This window comes from Stenotrophomonas sp. 05N423, assembly GCF_056397145.1.
On the sequence record NZ_JBFTMV010000001.1, the window covers coordinates 44,782 to 60,472 of the forward strand.

At 69.3% G+C, this 15,691-nt stretch carries 13 protein-coding genes, 2 tRNA genes and 1 other RNA gene; 9 read left to right on the plus strand and 7 right to left on the minus strand.

Annotation, left to right across the window (positions count from 1 at the left end):
* Window positions 1–154: 154 nt before the first annotated feature.
* Complete coding sequence (locus tag AC1DGW_RS00240) at window positions 155–2,125, plus strand: peptidyl-prolyl cis-trans isomerase (protein WP_478018646.1); 1,971 nt, start codon at window positions 155–157, stop codon at window positions 2,123–2,125.
* Between the two features lie 112 nt (window positions 2,126–2,237).
* On the opposite strand, the gene AC1DGW_RS00245 is transcribed toward AC1DGW_RS00240, so the two are convergent.
* Both AC1DGW_RS00245 and gloB read right to left on the minus strand, forming a co-directional pair.
* Complete coding sequence (locus AC1DGW_RS00245) at window positions 2,238–3,449, minus strand: lytic transglycosylase domain-containing protein (RefSeq protein ID WP_478018647.1); 1,212 nt, start codon at window positions 3,447–3,449, stop codon at window positions 2,238–2,240.
* Window positions 3,446–4,210, minus strand: a complete 765-nt coding sequence (gene gloB, locus AC1DGW_RS00250) for a hydroxyacylglutathione hydrolase (protein WP_478018648.1) — start codon at window positions 4,208–4,210, stop codon at window positions 3,446–3,448. The genes AC1DGW_RS00245 and gloB overlap by 4 nt, the downstream gene beginning before the upstream one ends.
* A gap of 11 nt (window positions 4,211–4,221) precedes the next feature.
* On the opposite strand from gloB, the gene AC1DGW_RS00255 reads away from it, so the two are divergent.
* Genes AC1DGW_RS00255 through dnaQ form a run of 3 tightly spaced genes read left to right on the plus strand, consistent with a single transcriptional unit; the run spans window position 4,222 to window position 6,083 of the window.
* Window positions 4,222–4,875 (plus strand): hypothetical protein, encoded by a 654-nt coding sequence (locus tag AC1DGW_RS00255; protein WP_478018649.1) that lies wholly within the window; start codon window positions 4,222–4,224, stop codon window positions 4,873–4,875.
* A 21-nt stretch (window positions 4,876–4,896) separates the two neighbouring features.
* The gene (gene rnhA, locus AC1DGW_RS00260; protein ID WP_273080518.1) at window positions 4,897–5,349 is read left to right on the plus strand and encodes a ribonuclease HI; all 453 of its coding nucleotides are present in this window, start codon (window positions 4,897–4,899) and stop codon (window positions 5,347–5,349) included.
* Window positions 5,350–5,357: 8 nt separating this feature from the next.
* Window positions 5,358–6,083 (plus strand): DNA polymerase III subunit epsilon, encoded by a 726-nt coding sequence (gene dnaQ / locus AC1DGW_RS00265; RefSeq protein WP_478018650.1) that lies wholly within the window; start codon window positions 5,358–5,360, stop codon window positions 6,081–6,083.
* Between the two features lie 102 nt (window positions 6,084–6,185).
* On the opposite strand, the gene AC1DGW_RS00270 is transcribed toward dnaQ, so the two are convergent.
* The gene (locus AC1DGW_RS00270) at window positions 6,186–6,890 is read right to left on the minus strand and encodes a PP2C family protein-serine/threonine phosphatase (protein WP_478018651.1); all 705 of its coding nucleotides are present in this window, start codon (window positions 6,888–6,890) and stop codon (window positions 6,186–6,188) included.
* 214 nt (window positions 6,891–7,104) lie between these two features.
* Here AC1DGW_RS00270 and AC1DGW_RS00275 point away from each other — a divergent pair.
* Together AC1DGW_RS00275 and AC1DGW_RS00280 are read left to right on the plus strand one after the other, a co-directional pair.
* Window positions 7,105–7,195, plus strand: a tRNA-Ser gene (locus AC1DGW_RS00275).
* A gap of 121 nt (window positions 7,196–7,316) precedes the next feature.
* On the plus strand, window positions 7,317–7,715 hold the full coding sequence (locus AC1DGW_RS00280; protein WP_478018652.1) for a DUF6165 family protein: 399 nt from the start codon (window positions 7,317–7,319) through the stop codon (window positions 7,713–7,715).
* Between the two features lie 98 nt (window positions 7,716–7,813).
* Here AC1DGW_RS00280 and AC1DGW_RS00285 read toward each other — a convergent pair whose 3' ends face one another.
* The gene (locus tag AC1DGW_RS00285) at window positions 7,814–8,860 is read right to left on the minus strand and encodes a glycosyltransferase family 9 protein (protein ID WP_478018653.1); all 1,047 of its coding nucleotides are present in this window, start codon (window positions 8,858–8,860) and stop codon (window positions 7,814–7,816) included.
* Window positions 8,861–8,882: 22 nt separating this feature from the next.
* Here AC1DGW_RS00285 and AC1DGW_RS00290 point away from each other — a divergent pair, with 22 nt between their 5' ends.
* Together AC1DGW_RS00290 and AC1DGW_RS00295 are read left to right on the plus strand one after the other, a co-directional pair.
* Window positions 8,883–9,632 (plus strand): 3-deoxy-D-manno-octulosonic acid kinase, encoded by a 750-nt coding sequence (locus tag AC1DGW_RS00290; RefSeq protein ID WP_478018654.1) that lies wholly within the window; start codon window positions 8,883–8,885, stop codon window positions 9,630–9,632.
* Window positions 9,632–10,396 carry an MBL fold metallo-hydrolase gene (locus AC1DGW_RS00295; protein ID WP_478018655.1) on the plus strand — a complete coding sequence of 255 codons (765 nt, stop codon included), beginning with the start codon at window positions 9,632–9,634 and terminating at the stop codon, window positions 10,394–10,396. Before AC1DGW_RS00290 ends, AC1DGW_RS00295 begins: the two co-directional genes overlap by 1 nt.
* A 151-nt stretch (window positions 10,397–10,547) precedes the next feature.
* Here AC1DGW_RS00295 and ffs read toward each other — a convergent pair.
* From ffs to AC1DGW_RS00310, 3 genes are all read right to left on the minus strand, one after another.
* An RNA gene (ffs, locus tag AC1DGW_RS00300) (signal recognition particle sRNA small type) lies at window positions 10,548–10,644 on the minus strand.
* A 75-nt stretch (window positions 10,645–10,719) separates the two neighbouring features.
* Window positions 10,720–10,812 (minus strand) — tRNA-Ser (locus AC1DGW_RS00305).
* A gap of 120 nt (window positions 10,813–10,932) precedes the next feature.
* Window positions 10,933–13,578, minus strand: a complete 2,646-nt coding sequence (locus tag AC1DGW_RS00310; RefSeq protein ID WP_478018656.1) for a methyl-accepting chemotaxis protein — start codon at window positions 13,576–13,578, stop codon at window positions 10,933–10,935.
* A gap of 205 nt (window positions 13,579–13,783) precedes the next feature.
* Between AC1DGW_RS00310 and dnaX the strand changes: the two genes are divergently transcribed.
* The gene (dnaX, locus tag AC1DGW_RS00315; RefSeq protein ID WP_478018657.1) at window positions 13,784–15,688 is read left to right on the plus strand and encodes a DNA polymerase III subunit gamma/tau; all 1,905 of its coding nucleotides are present in this window, start codon (window positions 13,784–13,786) and stop codon (window positions 15,686–15,688) included.
* Window positions 15,689–15,691 lie beyond the last annotated feature (3 nt).

Consider the following 15,691-nt stretch of genomic DNA (forward strand, 5'->3'; position numbering starts at 1 on the left):
TTTGCCCCTGGGACAGGGCATGGCCGGCGCATCCGGGATGTCGCCGGCACGGCAGGAGGTTTCCGCCGCCACCGGTGCACGCCCGGGCCGGCTGGGAGTCAGGCGGGAAGCGGGTTACACTGCCCGGCTCGCCAATCAGGCCTTGATTTTTCCCATGCTGCAGAAACTCCGCGACAAGACCTCGGGCTGGATCGTGACCGTGATCCTGGGGCTGCTGATGATTCCGTTCCTGTTCGTGATCGACAACAGCTATCTCGGCGGTGTCGGCGCGCAGAACGTCGCCAAGGTGTCCGCACCGCCGTCATGGTGGCGCTCGGCGCCGTCGTGGTGGCCGATGTCCTTCCTGTGGAACCACCACGAGATCAGCGTCGAGGAATTCCGCACACGCTTCGAGCAGGCGCGCATGGAAGCCCGCGAGCAGCAGGGCGACAACTTCGATCCGCGTCATTTCGAGACGGCCGAGAACAAGCTGGCCGTGCTCGACCAGATGATCGACGAGCAGGTGGTCCGCCTGGCCGCTGACGATGCGCGCATCGTGGTCGGCGACGCGGCCGTGCGCAGCTACATCGCCAGCATCCCGGCGTTCCAGCGCGACGGCAAGTTCGATCCGGAGCAGTACCGCCTGGTGCTGGCGCAGAGCCAGCCGCCGCGTACGCCGGCGATGTTCGACCAGGTGGTGCGCACCAGCCTGCAGCAGTCGATCATCCCGACCGCGCTGGCGCAGTCGGGTTTCGCCACCAAGGGCGAGAGCGAGCGGTTGCTGAAGCTGCTGGGCGAGACGCGCGACGTGGAATTCGCGATGCTGCCGGCGCCGGAAGCGGATACCTCGGCGGTGGACGACGCGCAGATCAAGCAGTGGTACGACACGCACGCGCGCGATTTCCTGCAGCCGGAAAGCGTGTCCATCGAATACGTCGAACTGGATGCCGCGCACATGCCGGCGGCCGCGCCTGCGGACGAGGCGGCCCTGCGCCGCCGCTATGAAGAAGAGAAGGCGCGCTTCGTGAAGCCGGAGCAGCGCCTGGCCTCGCACATCCTGATCAGCGCCGGCAGCGATGCCGCTTCGCAGAAGGCCGCCGAAGCCAAGGCCGCCAAGCTGGCCGAAGAGGCCAAACAGCCGGGTGCCGACTTCGCCGCGCTGGCCAAGGCCAACTCCGATGATCCGGGCTCCAAGGCCGAAGGCGGTGATCTGGGCTGGGTCGAACACGGCCTGATGGTGAAGCCGTTCGAGGATGCGCTGTTCGCCATGCAGCCGGGCCAGATCAGCGGCCCGGTGAAGACCGAGTTCGGCTATCACGTGCTGAAGCTGCGCGAGGTCAAGGGCGGCGAGGGCCGTCCGTTCGAGGAAGTGCGCGACCAGCTCTCGGCCGAGCAGATGCAGGCCGACAACGAGCGTGTGTTCAACGACCTGAGCGGCCGTCTGGTGGACCAGGTCTACAAGAACCCGACCGTGCTGGACTCGGCGGCCAAGGAGGTGGGGCTGCCGGTGCAGACGCTGGGGCCGTTCACCCATGCGACCGCCAGCGGCATCGCCGCCAACCCGGCGGTGCTGCGCGCGGCGTTCTCCGATGCACTGAAGGAAGACGGTACGGTCAGCGACCCGATCGAACTCGGCCCGAACCACAACGTGATGATCCGCGTGACCGCGCATACGCCGGAGCAGGCCATCCCGCTGGCGCAGGCGCGCGAGAAGGTGATCGCCGCGGTGCATGCGCATCGCGCCGAGGAAGCGGCGAAGAAGGCCGCCGATGCGCTGCTGGCCAAGCTGCAGGGCGGCCAGACGCTGCAGGCGCTGGCCGAGGGCGAGAAGCTGCAGCTGCTGCCGATGCCGGGCCTGCCGCGTACTGCGCCGATGCCGACTGCCGCCGCCAACCGCGCCGTGTTCAGCGTGGCGCCGCCGGCCGATGGCAAGCCCAGCTACGGCAAGGTGGAACTGGACGACGGCCGCTATGCGGTGTTCGCGGTGACCAAGGTCACCCCGGGCGACCTGAAGGAAGTGCCGGAGCCGCAGCTGGCAATGCTGAAGCAGCAGCTGAGCCAGATCGACGGCGCGGCGGCGGCCAAGGCCTTCGTGGACGGCCTGCGCAAGCGCTTCAAGGTGCAGGTGCAGGAATCCCAGCTCTGAAACGCAGACCGAACCCGGGCCTTCCATGAGGGATCCCCGGTTTCCATGAAGCAGAAAGCCCGGTTCGCAGCCGGGCTTTCCTGTTTCTGGCCCCTGGAGAGCCTGAGCCGCGTCAGCGGCCTTCTTCGTAGCGCAGCACCATGCCGGGCTTGAGGACCGCGTTGGCGTCCAGGTTGTTGCGGGAAAGCAGGGTCTTGACCGGGATGCCATAACGGCGCGCGATCGACCACGCCGATTCGCCGTTGCGGACCGTGTGGCGGCGCCCGGCGCTGCCGGTGCCGGCGGCCGCCACGGTGGTGATGGCGACATCGACCGCGGCAGGAGCCGGGAGTGCAGCCACGCTGGTGGATGTCGCCATGGCCAGGTTTTCGGTGTCGATGCCCGTATCCGGCAGGGCCGGCGCCAGCACCCGCGTGCCGGCACGCTTGCCGGTGACCGCGGGGTTGAGCCGGGCGACGCGCGCCGGGTCCAGCGCGTTGCGCGCCGACCAGTCGGCCAGGGTGGTGCCGGCGGGCAGCGCATGCCCGCGCAGGACCGGCACCGGGCGGTCAAGCGCCGCCATCAGGTCAGGCTCCTTCTCCGCCTGTTCGAGCACGCAGGCCAGGGCGTGCAGCTTCTCGACATAGGCGTGGGTGATCGGAGACAGGCCCGGCAGCTCGGCCGGGCGTGCATTCTGTGCGTTCATGCCGCCGCGGCGCAGGGCCTGGAGAATGCGGTACTCGCCGGCGTTGTAGGCCATGACCGCCAACTGCCAGTCGCCGCCGAACATGCCGTACAGCGTCTTCAGGTAGCGCACCGCGGCGCGGGTCGAATCCACTGCCGAAAGCCGGCCGTCGTAGCCGCTTTCCATCGGTACCCGGTGGTTGCGCGCGGTGGTGGCGATGAACTGCCACAGCCCGGCCGGACCGCTGGCGTTGCGCGCGCCGGGGCGGTAGCCGCTTTCGACGAAGGGAATCAGCGCGAACTCGGTGGGCAGGCCGGCGCCGCGCAGTTCGTCCACCACATAGCCGAACAGCGGCAGGGCGTCATCCTCGACATTGCCCAGTCGCGACGGCGCGTGCGCGAACTGCTTGCGCCAGCGCGGGCTGGTCGCGTCCGCATCGCATTGCGCCACGGCCAATCCCTCGCGGAAGCTTGCGAATATCTGGTGGCCGTTGCGGGTAAGCGGTGCCGGCAGCGTGGCCGGGTCGGTCGGCAGGGCCGCGAGCGAGGCGATGTTCTGGGTCAGGCCGGCGCTGGCCGGCAGCGACTGCGCCCCGGCGGTGACGCCGGCACCGGCGCCGAGCAGCAGCCCCAGCGCCAATGACAGGCTGCGCCGCTTCACGCGCGGAAACCGTCTTTCCAGCGCCGTAATTCGGCGAACACTTCCACTTCGTCCACCGGCGCGCGGCCCAGCCGCGCGGCAACGGCCTGGCGCACGGGTTCGGCATGCGTGCGCAGGAAGGGATTGCATTCCAGTTCGCTGGACAGCAGCGAGGGAACGGTCGGGTGGGAACGGCTGCGCATGTCCATGGCTTCCTGTTGGCGGCGGTGCAATGCCGCGTTGGTGGGATCGACATGCCGCGCGAACACGGCATTGCCCAGCGTGTACTCATGCCCGCAGCAGACCCGTGTCTGCGCCGGCAACGCCGCCAGCCGCTCCAGCGAGGCCAGCATCCGGGCGGGCGTACCTTCGAACATGCGTCCACAGCCCAGGCTGAACAACGTGTCGCCACAGAACAGATGACCGTGGCCATGGAAGGCGATATGGCTCCGGGTGTGCCCGGGAACGGACAGCACGGTGAAATCGAAGCTGGCGGATTGTACCCGGTCGCCTTCGCCGACTCTTTCACACTTCAGATGAATTCGTTCATCTTCCGGGGCGAAAACCGGCAGGGCCGGCCACCGTTCCCGTAGTTCCGCCACACCGCCGATGTGGTCGTCGTGGTGGTGGGTGAGCAGGATCGCCGCCGGCTGCATGCCTTGTGCGGCCGCATCGAGCACCGGCTGCGCCTGGCCGGGATCGACGAAAAAGGTGCCTCCATCGGGCGCCTGCAGCGCCCAGATGTAGTTGTCCTGGAATGCAGGCAGGGCGGTCAGTCGCATAGAATTGGACCATGCCTGCCGCCCCGTTCCCCCGTCAAGCTGCAGTCTCGGCCTGGTTTGAGAAGGCTGGAGCAGAGGCGATGCGGGTCGCGGAGCAGCGCCATCTGCTCGATCAGGTGCGGAGTTTCCCCGCGCAGCCCTGGTTGTGGCTGGCTCCCTGTGCGACCTGGGTGCCGGAAGAAGCGCCCAGTGGGCGCGGGGTACGGCTGCATCGTGCCGCCGATGGGAAGGGGTGGGGAGGGGATGTGTGCTGCGCCTTGCCGCTGCCGCTGCCTTCGGAGGCGGTCAACGCCATTGTCCTGCAGCACGTCGCCACGGTGGAACTGGAGCCGCTGTTGTCCGAATGTGCGCGCGTGCTGATGCCGGGCGGCCGGCTCTGGATGACTCTGCTCAACCGCTACAGTCCCTATCGCGCGCGCTGGCAATGGCAGGGAGCACGGCCGCCATCGGCCACGCACTGCCAGCTCCAGCTGCAGCGGGAGGGGCTGCGGGTCCGCTCGGTACGCCACTTCGGGCCGCTGTGGAGCGAGTCCGGGCATGCCGGCGGCAAGGCGTTGCCGGGATTGCGCGCGATCTGCGTGCTGGAATTCGAGAAGCGTGCCCCGGCCTTCATCGGCCCGGAAGCCGCCCGGCCGGTCGGCTGGCGTGGGCCGGTGGCGACCTGACGCTTCATTCAACGGAACGACATGAAATCGATTGAAATACATACCGACGGCGCCTGCCTCGGCAACCCGGGACCGGGCGGCTGGGCGGCGCTGCTGCGCTACAAGGCGCATGAGCGCGAACTGTCCGGTGGCGAAGCCCATACCACCAACAACAGGATGGAACTGATGGCGGCCATTGCCGGACTGGAGGCGCTCAGCGAGCCCTGCGAGATCATGCTGCAGACCGATTCGCAGTATGTGCGCCAGGGCATCACCGAGTGGATGTCCGGCTGGGTGCGGCGCAACTGGAAGACCGCAGGTGGCGACCCGGTGAAGAACCGCGACCTGTGGGAACGCCTGCATGCCGCCACCGGGCGGCACCAGATCGAGTGGCGCTGGGTGAAGGGGCACAATGGCGACCCGGACAACGAGCGCGTGGACCAGCTGGCCCGCGATGCGGCAATCCGCGTGCGCGACGGCGCCGCGAGCAACTGAGGCAGGTCATGCGCCAGATCGTTCTTGATACCGAAACCACCGGCCTGGAGTGGAAGAAGGGCAACCGCGTGGTCGAAATCGGCTGCGTGGAGCTGCTCGAGCGTCGTCCCAGCGGCAACAACTTCCATCGCTACCTCAAGCCCGACTGCGAGTTCGAAGCCGGCGCGCAGGAGGTCACCGGCCTGAGCCTGGAGTTCCTGGCCGACAAGCCGCGCTTCGAGGAGGTCGTCGACGAGTTCCTGGCTTATGTGGACGGCGCCGAGCTGATCATCCACAACGCCGCGTTCGACATGGGCTTCCTCGAAAACGAGATGACGCTCCTGGGCCGGAGCAAGCTGGCCGAACGGGTGACGGTGACCGATACGCTGGCGATGGCGCGCGAGCGCTTCCCCGGCCAGCGCAACTCGCTGGATGCGCTGTGCAGGCGCCTGGGCGTGGACAACTCGCACCGCCACCTGCACGGCGGCCTGCTCGATGCGCAGATCCTGGCCGATGTCTATATCGCGCTGACCTCGGGACAGGAGGAAATCGGCTTCGGCCTGCCTGAGGCCGAGACCGCGGGCGCTGCGGGCGTGGTGCAGGCTTTCGATGCCGCGGTCCTGTTGCCGCGCCCACGGGTGGTGACCACCGCGTCGGAACTGCAGGCGCACGAGGCGCGCCTGGAGCGCCTGCGCAAGAAGGCCGGCCATGCCTGGTGGGATGGGGAGAAGCAGGAGGAAACGGTCAGCGCGTAGATGCGGGGCTTGCCCCGCATGTTCGTGGCAGGCGACGCCAGGACGGCCCCGTACCGGGCGAGCCCCGCACCTGCGGAGCGGGCGCCGGCATGACCGGGTTGCTCAGTGGCAGCGGACCAGGATGGCGGTGATGTTGTCCGAGCCGCCGCCGTCCAGTGCCGCGGCCACCAGCGTATCCACGCATTCCTGCGCGCTGCTGTCGGCCTGCGCCAGCGTCTGCGCCAGGCTGTGGTCGTTCACTTCCTCGGTCAGGCCGTCGCTGCACAACAGCAGCTGCATGCCCGGTCGCAGTTCTCCGGTCATGGTGGCCACGTTGAGATGGGCCGGGTCGGTCACGCCCAGTGCCTGGGTGACGACGTTGCGGTGCGGGTGGGCGCGGGCCTGCTCGGCGGTCAGCGAGCCCTGGGCGATCAGTTCCTGCACATAACTATGGTCCTGGCTGAGCTGGGCCAGCTTGCCGTCGCGCCAGAGATAGGCGCGGCTGTCGCCGACCCAGGCCACTTCGAAGCGGTTGCCCTGTACCCGCGCGGCGACCACGGTGGTGCCCATCGGCAGGCTGTCGTTGCGCCGGCGCGAGGCGCGGATGATCTCCTCGTCGGCGATGCGGATGGCCTGCGGCAGCGCGGTGCCGCTGCGGACCTCGCGCACGATGGTCTCGCGCGCCAGCGCGCTGGCGACTTCGCCGCAGGCGTGGCCGCCCATGCCATCGGCGACCAGCCACAATCCCAGTTCGCCGTCGCCGTAATAGGTGTCCTCATTGAGCTGGCGGCGCAGGCCGACATGGCTGAGGTGTCCGAATTCGATCATGGGCGCCCGCAGGGGGCCGTTTCCAGCGGAAAGGTTTTTCATGATCGCGTTCACGCAGGTGCACGGCAAGAGCCGGCGCGTGCCGGCCGGGGCGGCCGATCAAGGGGCGGGGCAAGGGAGCGGGAGGGCAGCAGGCCGGCGTGGCACAAAAAAACAACTTGTCCGCGTTGCCAAGGCCTCGTATCATTCGCAGCCCGGTTCGCCGGGAACCACCGGGAAGGTGGCAGAGTGGTTGAATGTACCTGACTCGAAATCAGGCATGCGTTTATAGCGCATCGGGGGTTCGAATCCCCCCCTTCCCGCCAGATTTGAAAACGGCCCCGATGGGGCCGTTTTCGTTTCCGGGCTCATGGGCGGCACCGCGCCGCTGTGCCGGCTGTCCGCCCCCGCCGCTACACTGCCTCTTCCGCTCCCCTGGTGTCCGTCATGTCCGAAATCCTGGTGCCCGTTTCCTTCGGTGAACTGCTCGACAAGATCTCGATCCTCCAGATCAAGTCCGAGCGCATGAGCGATGCGGCCAAGCTGGCGAACGTGCGCAACGAACTGGCCGCGCTGGAGCGCACCTGGAGCGCGCACCCGGCCGCGGCGCGGGAGATCGATGGCCTGCGCGCGGAGCTGAAGGCGGTGAACGAGCGGCTGTGGGACATCGAGGACGACATCCGCCTCAAGGACAAGGCCCAGGCCTTCGACACCGGTTTCGTCGAGCTGGCGCGCAGCGTGTATTTCCAGAACGACGAGCGCGCTCGGATCAAGAAAGCGATCAACCTCGCCTTGGGTTCGGGCTACGTGGAAGAGAAGTCCTACGCGGATTACCGCGCCCGCTGAGTCTTGGCACCAGGTCGAGCGAAGCCGTCGGGAGCGATTTTCCGGTAGAGCCGCCATCGCGGCTGGAGTCGCTCCTGCGGTCCTTGCCGCCATGCGCTTCAGCCGGGCCGGTCGGCCACGTAACGCTCGAACGCGGCGATGGCATCGTCCACGGTGATCAGTTCCATCACCCCGTCGAACTCGATCTTCGTGCCCCATTTCAGCCCGGCGGCGGGCTTGTGCAGGAAGCGGCGCGCCGCGTCGTCGTAGCGGTCCACGCAGTAGCGGCGGTCCGAGTACGGGCCGCTGCGCTCGGGGTTGCTGGCCGCGTGCAGGCCCAGCACCTTGGTGCCGACCGCGTTGGCGATGTGCATCGGACCCGAATCGGGCGTCACCAGCAGATTGGCGCGGGCCAGCAGGGCGGGAAGCTGCTTGAGCGTGTCCCGGCCCACCAGGTCCAGCGCCGGCGTGCGCATCGCCGCCAGGATCGCGTCGGCGGTGCGGCGTTCCAGATCGCTTCGGCCGCCGCACAGCACCACCCGCCAGCCGCGCGCGGCGGCATGGTCGGCGACCGCCGCGTAGCGGTCGGCGTACCAGTTGCGGCGTTCGTGGCTGGAGCAGGGCGAAATCATCAGTACCGGGCGGCCGTCGTCGTCCCATTGCGCGCGCGCCCAGTCGTGGGCGTCGGCGGGCGTGGCCAGGTCCCAGCTGACCGTGGTCTGTTTCATCCCCAACGGCTCGCAGAAGCTGCCGATCGCGTCGAGCACATGGATGCCGGGGCGGTCGGGGATGCGCTCATCGATGAACAGCCCGTGCAGATCCTTGGAGCGCGAGCGGTCGTAGCCGATGCGGCGCTGGGCGGGGATGAAGGCCGACAGCACGTTGGCGCGGAAGGCGACCTGCATCTGCAGCAGTGCGGCGAAACCCGCGGCGGGCAGCTCGCGGCGCAGCGCGCGCATGCCGGCCAGGCCGGACTTCTTGTCGTAGACATGAAACGTTACGCCGGGCAGCCCTTCGAGCAGGCGATGCCCGGCCTTGTCGATCACCCAGTGCAATTCCACGCCCGGCCGGGCCTGCTGCAGCGTCCGCACCAGCGGGACCACGTGGGTCACGTCCCCGAGCGCGGACAGGCGCAGGAGACACAATGGGGAGGACGCTGAAGGCATGGTGTTGTTAGACTCGCGGTGAATGGTCGCTTTCGACGCCACTGAAGCGCTGACGCCTTGCCGCGAAGGCCGCGGCTATGGCGCCATTCTGTTCGACCGCCAACATCTGCGGCAAGCCGAAACCACCTTGTTTTCGCCTGCGCACTGGGGCGGCAGGGCGCGCCCGGTGGGCGAGGGCGGGCGTGGCGGGGCGTGGTTCGTGGATGCGCCGTTCGGGCACTGCGTGCTGCGCCACTACCTGCGCGGCGGTGTCGCCGCCCGGCTCAGTCGCGACCGCTACCTGTGGCAGGGCGCCCACCGGACCCGCAGCTTCGCCGAGTTCCGGCTGATGCGGAAGCTGATCGCGTTGAAACTGCCGGTGCCGCGGCCGCTGGCGGCGTTCTACATGCGCCAGGGTGCGACCTACCGCGCGGCGATCCTGATGGAGCGGCTGGACGGCGTGCGTTCGCTGGCCGACCGGGCGCTGGTTGCCGGGCGTGGTGCGCCGTGGGAGGAAACCGGACGCCTGATCGCGCGCTTCCATCGTGCCGGGCTGGACCACGCCGACCTCAACGCACACAACATCCTGTTCGACGCCAGCGGTCACGGCTGGCTGATCGACTTCGACCGCGGCGTGCTGCGCATTCCCGCCACGCGCTGGCGCGAGCGCAACCTCAAGCGCCTGCTCCGTTCGCTGCTCAAACTGCGCGGCGAGCGCAGCCGCGAGGACGTGGAGAAGGATTTCGCGCGCCTGCGCCGCGCCTACGATCTGGCCTGGAACCGGGGCGTGTGATGGCGTGGTCCCTGCGTTTTCTCGGCGTCGGCAACGCCTCGGCGGTCGAACTCGGTTCGCCGATGGCGGTGATCGAGCGCGATGGCCAGCCGTGGCTGACCATCGACTGCGGCGGCGAAGGGCTGACCGCCTACCAGGCCCGCTATGGGGCGATGCCGGACGCGCTGTTCGTCACCCATGTGCACCTGGACCATGTGGCCGGGTTCGAGCGCCTGTTCGTCGATGCGTATTTCAATCCGCGGCGGCGCGGGCGGGTGCGGCTGTACGTGCCTGCGCCGGTGGTGCCGCTGCTGCACCGGCGCGTCGGCGACTACCCCAACGTACTGGCCGAGGGCGGCGCCAATTTCTGGGATGCGTTCCAGCTGATCGTGGTCGGCGAGGCGTTCTGGCATGACGGTGTGCGCCTGGAGGTATTCCCGGTCCGCCATCACTGGCCGGAGACCGCCTGGGGCCTGCGCCTGCAGGGCGCGCTGGTCTGGAGCGGCGACACCCGGCCGATCCCGGAAATGCTGGCCCGCCATGCGGACGATGGCGAACTGGTCGCCCACGACTGCGGCCTGCATGGCAACCCATCGCATACCGGCGTGGACGACCTGGAGCGCGAGTACCCGGCCGAGCTGCAGGCGCGGATGGTGCTGTACCACTACGCCAGCGCGGCCGATGGCCAGGCGCTGCGCGCGCGCGGCCACCGTGTGGCCGATCCGGGGGAATGCGTGCTGCTGGCCGAGCCGACCGCGCCGCGGGCGGTGCCGTTCCCGGGCTGAGCCGCTGCCGGGCTTGCCCGTGGTTGCCGGCATCCGTCCAGCAGAGGGTTCCCATCGAATCGCCGTGAAGCGGGACGCGCTGTCATGCGTATACGGCCTGTGCTGCCGTCGGCGAGCCCTGTGGAAGGCGTGGAATGCAGAAAAGGCGGTGGCCCCGCCGGCTGACCTCGGCGCCCGCGTCGATCGATACCGTTGCTGCCTTCCGGCCCTGGCGGGATTTTCGACCTAGCGTCGCGAGGGGCCGACGGGGCCACCATAGACGCGGGCCGCGCATCGCGCGGCCCGGGTTTCTCTGTTCCGGGCGGAAGCCGGAATCGTGAATCTGGCGGAGAGAGGGGGATTCGAACCCCCGAAGCGCGGTTTAGACGCTTACACACTTTCCAGGCGTGCTCCTTCAACCACTCGGACACCTCTCCGTGACCTGCCGCCACCCGAAGGCGCTGCAGGGGCGCAGATTCTATAGGGCCGGCGCGGCGGCCACAAGTCGAATCTGCCCACGCCGGACGCGGAAGGGCATCCGGCGTGGGGTGGGCGCGTCAGTGCAGGCGGAACACCGCCACCATCCGCGCCAGTTCATCGGCCTGCTCCTGCAGCGAACGCGCCGACGCGGCGGCTTCTTCCACCATGGCCGCGTTCTGCTGGGTGGCACCGTCCATATGCACGACGGTCTGGTTGATCTGCTCGATGCCGGCGCTCTGCTCCTGCGATGCGGCCGAGATCTCGGCCATCAGGTCGTCGACGCGCCGTACCGCGGCCACGATCTCGCGCATGGTGTCGCCGGCGTTGCCGGCCAGGGCCGCACCCTGTTCCACCCGCTGCGCCGAATCGCCGATCAGGACCTTGACCTGCCGCGCCGCGTCGGCCGAGCGCTGGGCCAGTGCCCGCACCTCGCTGGCGACCACGGCGAAGCCGCGCCCCTGCTCGCCGGCGCGGGCGGCCTCCACCGCGGCGTTGAGCGCCAGGATGTTGGTCTGGAAAGCGATGCCGTCGATCACGCCGATGATGCTTTCGATCTGCCGCGAGGCGGCGGTGATGCCGTCCATCTGCCCGACCACCTGCGCCACCACGTCGCCGCCGCGGGCGGCGACATCGGCCGCGCCGGTGGCCAGTTCGCGCGCCTGCTGCGAGGACATGGCATTGCTGCGCACGGTGGAGGTCAATTCCTCCATCGAGGCGGCGGTTTCTTCCAGGCTGGCGGCCTGCTGCTCCGAGCGCGCCGACAGGTCGTCGTTGCCGGCGGCGATGTCGCGCGCGGCGCTGCCGATGGCGTCGACCGCGCCACGCACGCCCTGCATGATGCCGGTCAGGCGTTCGACGGTGGCGTTGGTGTCATCGCGCATGCGCCCGAACACACCGCGGTAATCGGCAGTGATGCGCTGGGTGAGGTCGCCCTGCGCCAGTGCGCCGAGCACGCGTTGCACGTCGCCGATGGTGCCGGCATTGGCATCGAGCATGCCGTCCATGCCCTCGGCCAGCCGTCGGAAGAAGCCGGTCTTGCCCTCGATGCCGACGCGCTGCGACAGGTCGCCGGCCGCGGCGGCGTCGATGACGCTGGCCACTTCCGTTTCCACCGCCACCTCCTGGCTGCGGTCGCGCCATTCCACCACCATGCCCAGCCGTTGGCCCTCGGCCGAGATCACTGGAGCGATGGTCTGGGCGAATACCGCGCTGCCGAACACCAGTTCGGATTGCTGCTTGTCCGTGGCAATGCCGCCATCGCCGGCCCGCGCCTGCAGGCACGACAGTGGCTGGCCTTCGATCCGTTCCAGATCGGCATGGGGCAGGTGACCGGCGAGCTCGGCGCGATGGCGCGCCAGCAGGCTGCGCATGGCCGGATTGGCATAGGCGACCTGGCCGTGCGCGTCGGCGATCAGCATCGCGGTGCCGGCATTGTCCAGGGCGATGCGCACGCGCAGGTTCTCGGCGGCGATGGCGCGTTCGGCGTCCAGGCGCGCCTTCAGGTCGGCCTGCATCTTGCGCAGTGCGCGCGAGACCTGGCCCACCTCATCGTCGCCGCCGCTGGCGATCGGGTAGTCCAGCTGCCCGGCCGCCACCGCATCCACGCCCTGCACGATGCCGCGCAGCGGCGTGCCGACCAGGCGGCGCAGCAGCAGGGCCACCACCGCTACCAGCAGGATCACGCTGACCACGCCCACCACGATCACCCGGTTACGGATCTGCGCCACGCCGGCCATCACCACGTCGACAGGGGCCGAGACCATGAGGGCGAAGGCATCGGACGAGCGCCCCACGGTGACCGGCACGTAGATGCGGAACACCTCTCCGCCGACAGCTGCGTCAACGGTGCGCTGGTGCACGCTTTCACCCTTCGCCAGTCGCGCCAGCACCGGCGCCAGGTCCGCGGCGAACGGCTTGCCCAGGCTCTGCTGCTCCGGCGCGGCGAGCACGGCGCCGGTGGGCGAGAGCAGGCGCACCACGCCACGCTCGTAGGGACGCACCTTGGCAAGGTTGGCCTGGATCGCGTCCAGGGTGATGTCGGCGCCGGCAACGCCGAGGAGGCGGCCGTCGCGGACTACCGGCACCATCAGGCTGGTCATCAGTACATCCGCGCCGGTTTCGTCCAGGTACGGCTCGTACATAAGTTCGTCGCCACGCTTGCGCGCGGCCACGTAGTAGGGCTCGGCGTTCTCGCCCTGCAGCTTGAGGTCCTGCGCGCTGCCGACCGGTTCGTGCAGGGAGGTGCTGCCGGAGGCATCGCGGGTCCAGTAGATCGAGACGCGCCCGGAGTCGTTGCTGGCCAACTGGTCCGGGTCCAGGCCGGCGATGACGGCCTGCAGCCCGGCGGCGTCGGGTTCGCCATGGGGCCACGGGCGTGCGAACTGGGCATCGCGACCGTCGAAGGCTTCCGGCTCGAATTCCAGCCAGTAGCCCAGCACCGAGGGATCGGCACCGGCGTAGCGCCGCACCAGGCCGGAAACCGCGCCGCGGCTGGCATGGGCGCCGTCCATCAGCGACAGGGTGGCGTCGCTCAGCCCACGTACCCGGGACAGGGTCTCGGTCGCGTTGCCGCGCACCTTGGCGGCCTCGGCCCGCGCCAGTTGCTCCAGCCCGTCCAGGGCCGTGGCTTCCTGCACCGCGGCGGCCTTCTGCTGGATCAGCCAGGCCGCGCCGGTGAAGCAGGCTGCGGCCACCAGGCCCAGCACCAGCGCGGTGCGCGCCACGATCGATTTCAGCCCTGTCGCCTGTGCCCGCATGATCCTGTCTGTCCCCGGTGGAGTGGATGCCCGCCCGCCTGCAGGCGTGGACCTGTGGCTTGCCCCATCCGTTCATATATCGCCATCGCCGCCCGAACCTTGAGCCAGCCGGCGTGGGGCGGGCGCGGCAGGGGCATGGCACAATGGCGGCTCAGATGAAGACGGTTGCCTGATGTCCTATCTCGTCCTCGCCCGCAAGTGGCGCCCGAAGCGTTTCGCCGAGCTGGTGGGCCAGGAACACGTGGTCCGCGCGCTGAGCAACGCGCTGGACAGCGGCCGCGTCCACCATGCCTTCCTGTTCACCGGTACCCGTGGTGTCGGCAAGACCACCATCGCCCGCATCTTCGCCAAGTCGCTGAACTGCGAGCACGGCACCAGCGCCGACCCCTGCGGCCAGTGCGCGGCCTGCCTGGACATCGACAGCGGCCGCTACATCGACCTGCTGGAGATCGACGCCGCGTCCAACACCGGCGTGGACGACGTGCGCGAGGTGATCGAGAACGCGCAGTACATGCCTTCGCGCGGCAAATACAAGGTCTACCTGATCGACGAAGTGCACATGCTGTCCAAGGCGGCGTTCAACGCGCTGCTGAAGACGCTGGAGGAGCCGCCGGAGCACGTGAAGTTCCTGCTGGCAACCACCGACCCGCAGAAACTGCCGGTCACCGTGCTGTCGCGCTGCCTGCAGTTCAACCTCAAGCGGCTGGACGAGGAGCAGATCCGCGGGCAGATGACGCGCATCCTCGGCGCCGAGCAGATCGAGTTCGAAGACGGCGCGATCGCGCAGCTGGCGCGCGGCGCCGACGGTTCGCTGCGCGACGGCCTGTCGCTGCTGGACCAGGCCATCGCCTATGCCGGCGGCGCGTTGAGCGACGACGTGGTGCGGGCGATGCTCGGCACCGTCGACCGTACCCAGGTGGCGGCCATGCTCGATGCGCTGGCGGCCGGCGACGGTGCGCGCCTGCTGCAGGTCGTCGCCACCCTGGCCGATTTCTCGCCGGACTGGAGCGGCGTGCTCGATGCGCTGGCCGAAGCCCTGCACCGCATCCAGGTGCAGCAGCTGGTGCCGGGCGCCGCGGCGCCTGGCGATGGCGTCGATGCGGCGGCGTTCGCCTCGCGGCTGCGCCCGGAAGTGGTGCAGCTCTGGTACCAGATGGCGCTCGGCGGTCGTCGTGACCTGCATCTGGCGCCGAGTCCGCGCGCCGGTTTCGAGATGACCGTGCTGCGCATGCTGGCGTTCCGCCCGGCCGGCGCGGTGCCGGCGGTACCGGAAGGCGAAGGTCCGGGAACGGGGGCGCTCTCGCCATCGGCTGGCGGTTCCGCGCCTGCCGTGGCGGCGGCTGCCATGGCCGCACCGGTGCAACTGACGGAGGTTGCACCGACATCCGGATCAACTTCCGCTTACACCGTTTCGAAGCGGGAAGGCGCCGTGCCTGTGGAGGTGCGCGAGCCGCAGGTCGAACCGAAGCCGCTTTCCCCGCCGCTGGCAGCAGAGCCCATGCAGGCCCGCCGCGACGACGATCTGCCGCCGTGGATGGAGGAAGAAGCCGCCGCCATGCCGGCGCGCGATGACGTTGCCGAAGCGATGTCACCGCCGCGCCAGGCGCCGCCGTCCCCGTTCCGTGCCGAAGGCATCGCCATCGCACCGCCAGCGCCTGCTGCGGTACCGGCTGGTAAACCGCCGCGTGCGCTGGAGAACGCCGAACAGTGGCTGGACCTGATCGCCGCCAGCGGCCTGTCCGGGCCGTCGCGCGAGCTGGCTGCCAACGCCGCCTTCGTCGGCTATCGCGACGGCGTGCTGCGGCTGGCGTTGTTGCCGGGTTTCGAATACCTGCAGTCCGAGCGTTCGCTGGGCGCGTTGGCGCAGACCCTGGCGCAGGCGCTGGGCAGCGCGCCCAGGATCGTGATCGAGACCGGCAACGCCGAGGCCGAAACGCTGCACGAGCGCGCCGACCGCCAGCGCGGCGAACGACAGAACGCGGCCGAAGCCGTTTTCATGGCCGACCCCCAGGTGCAGCACCTGCTTGCGCAGGGCGCCCGGGTCGTGCCCGATTCCATCCGTCCCTTTGAAGAGTAAGCA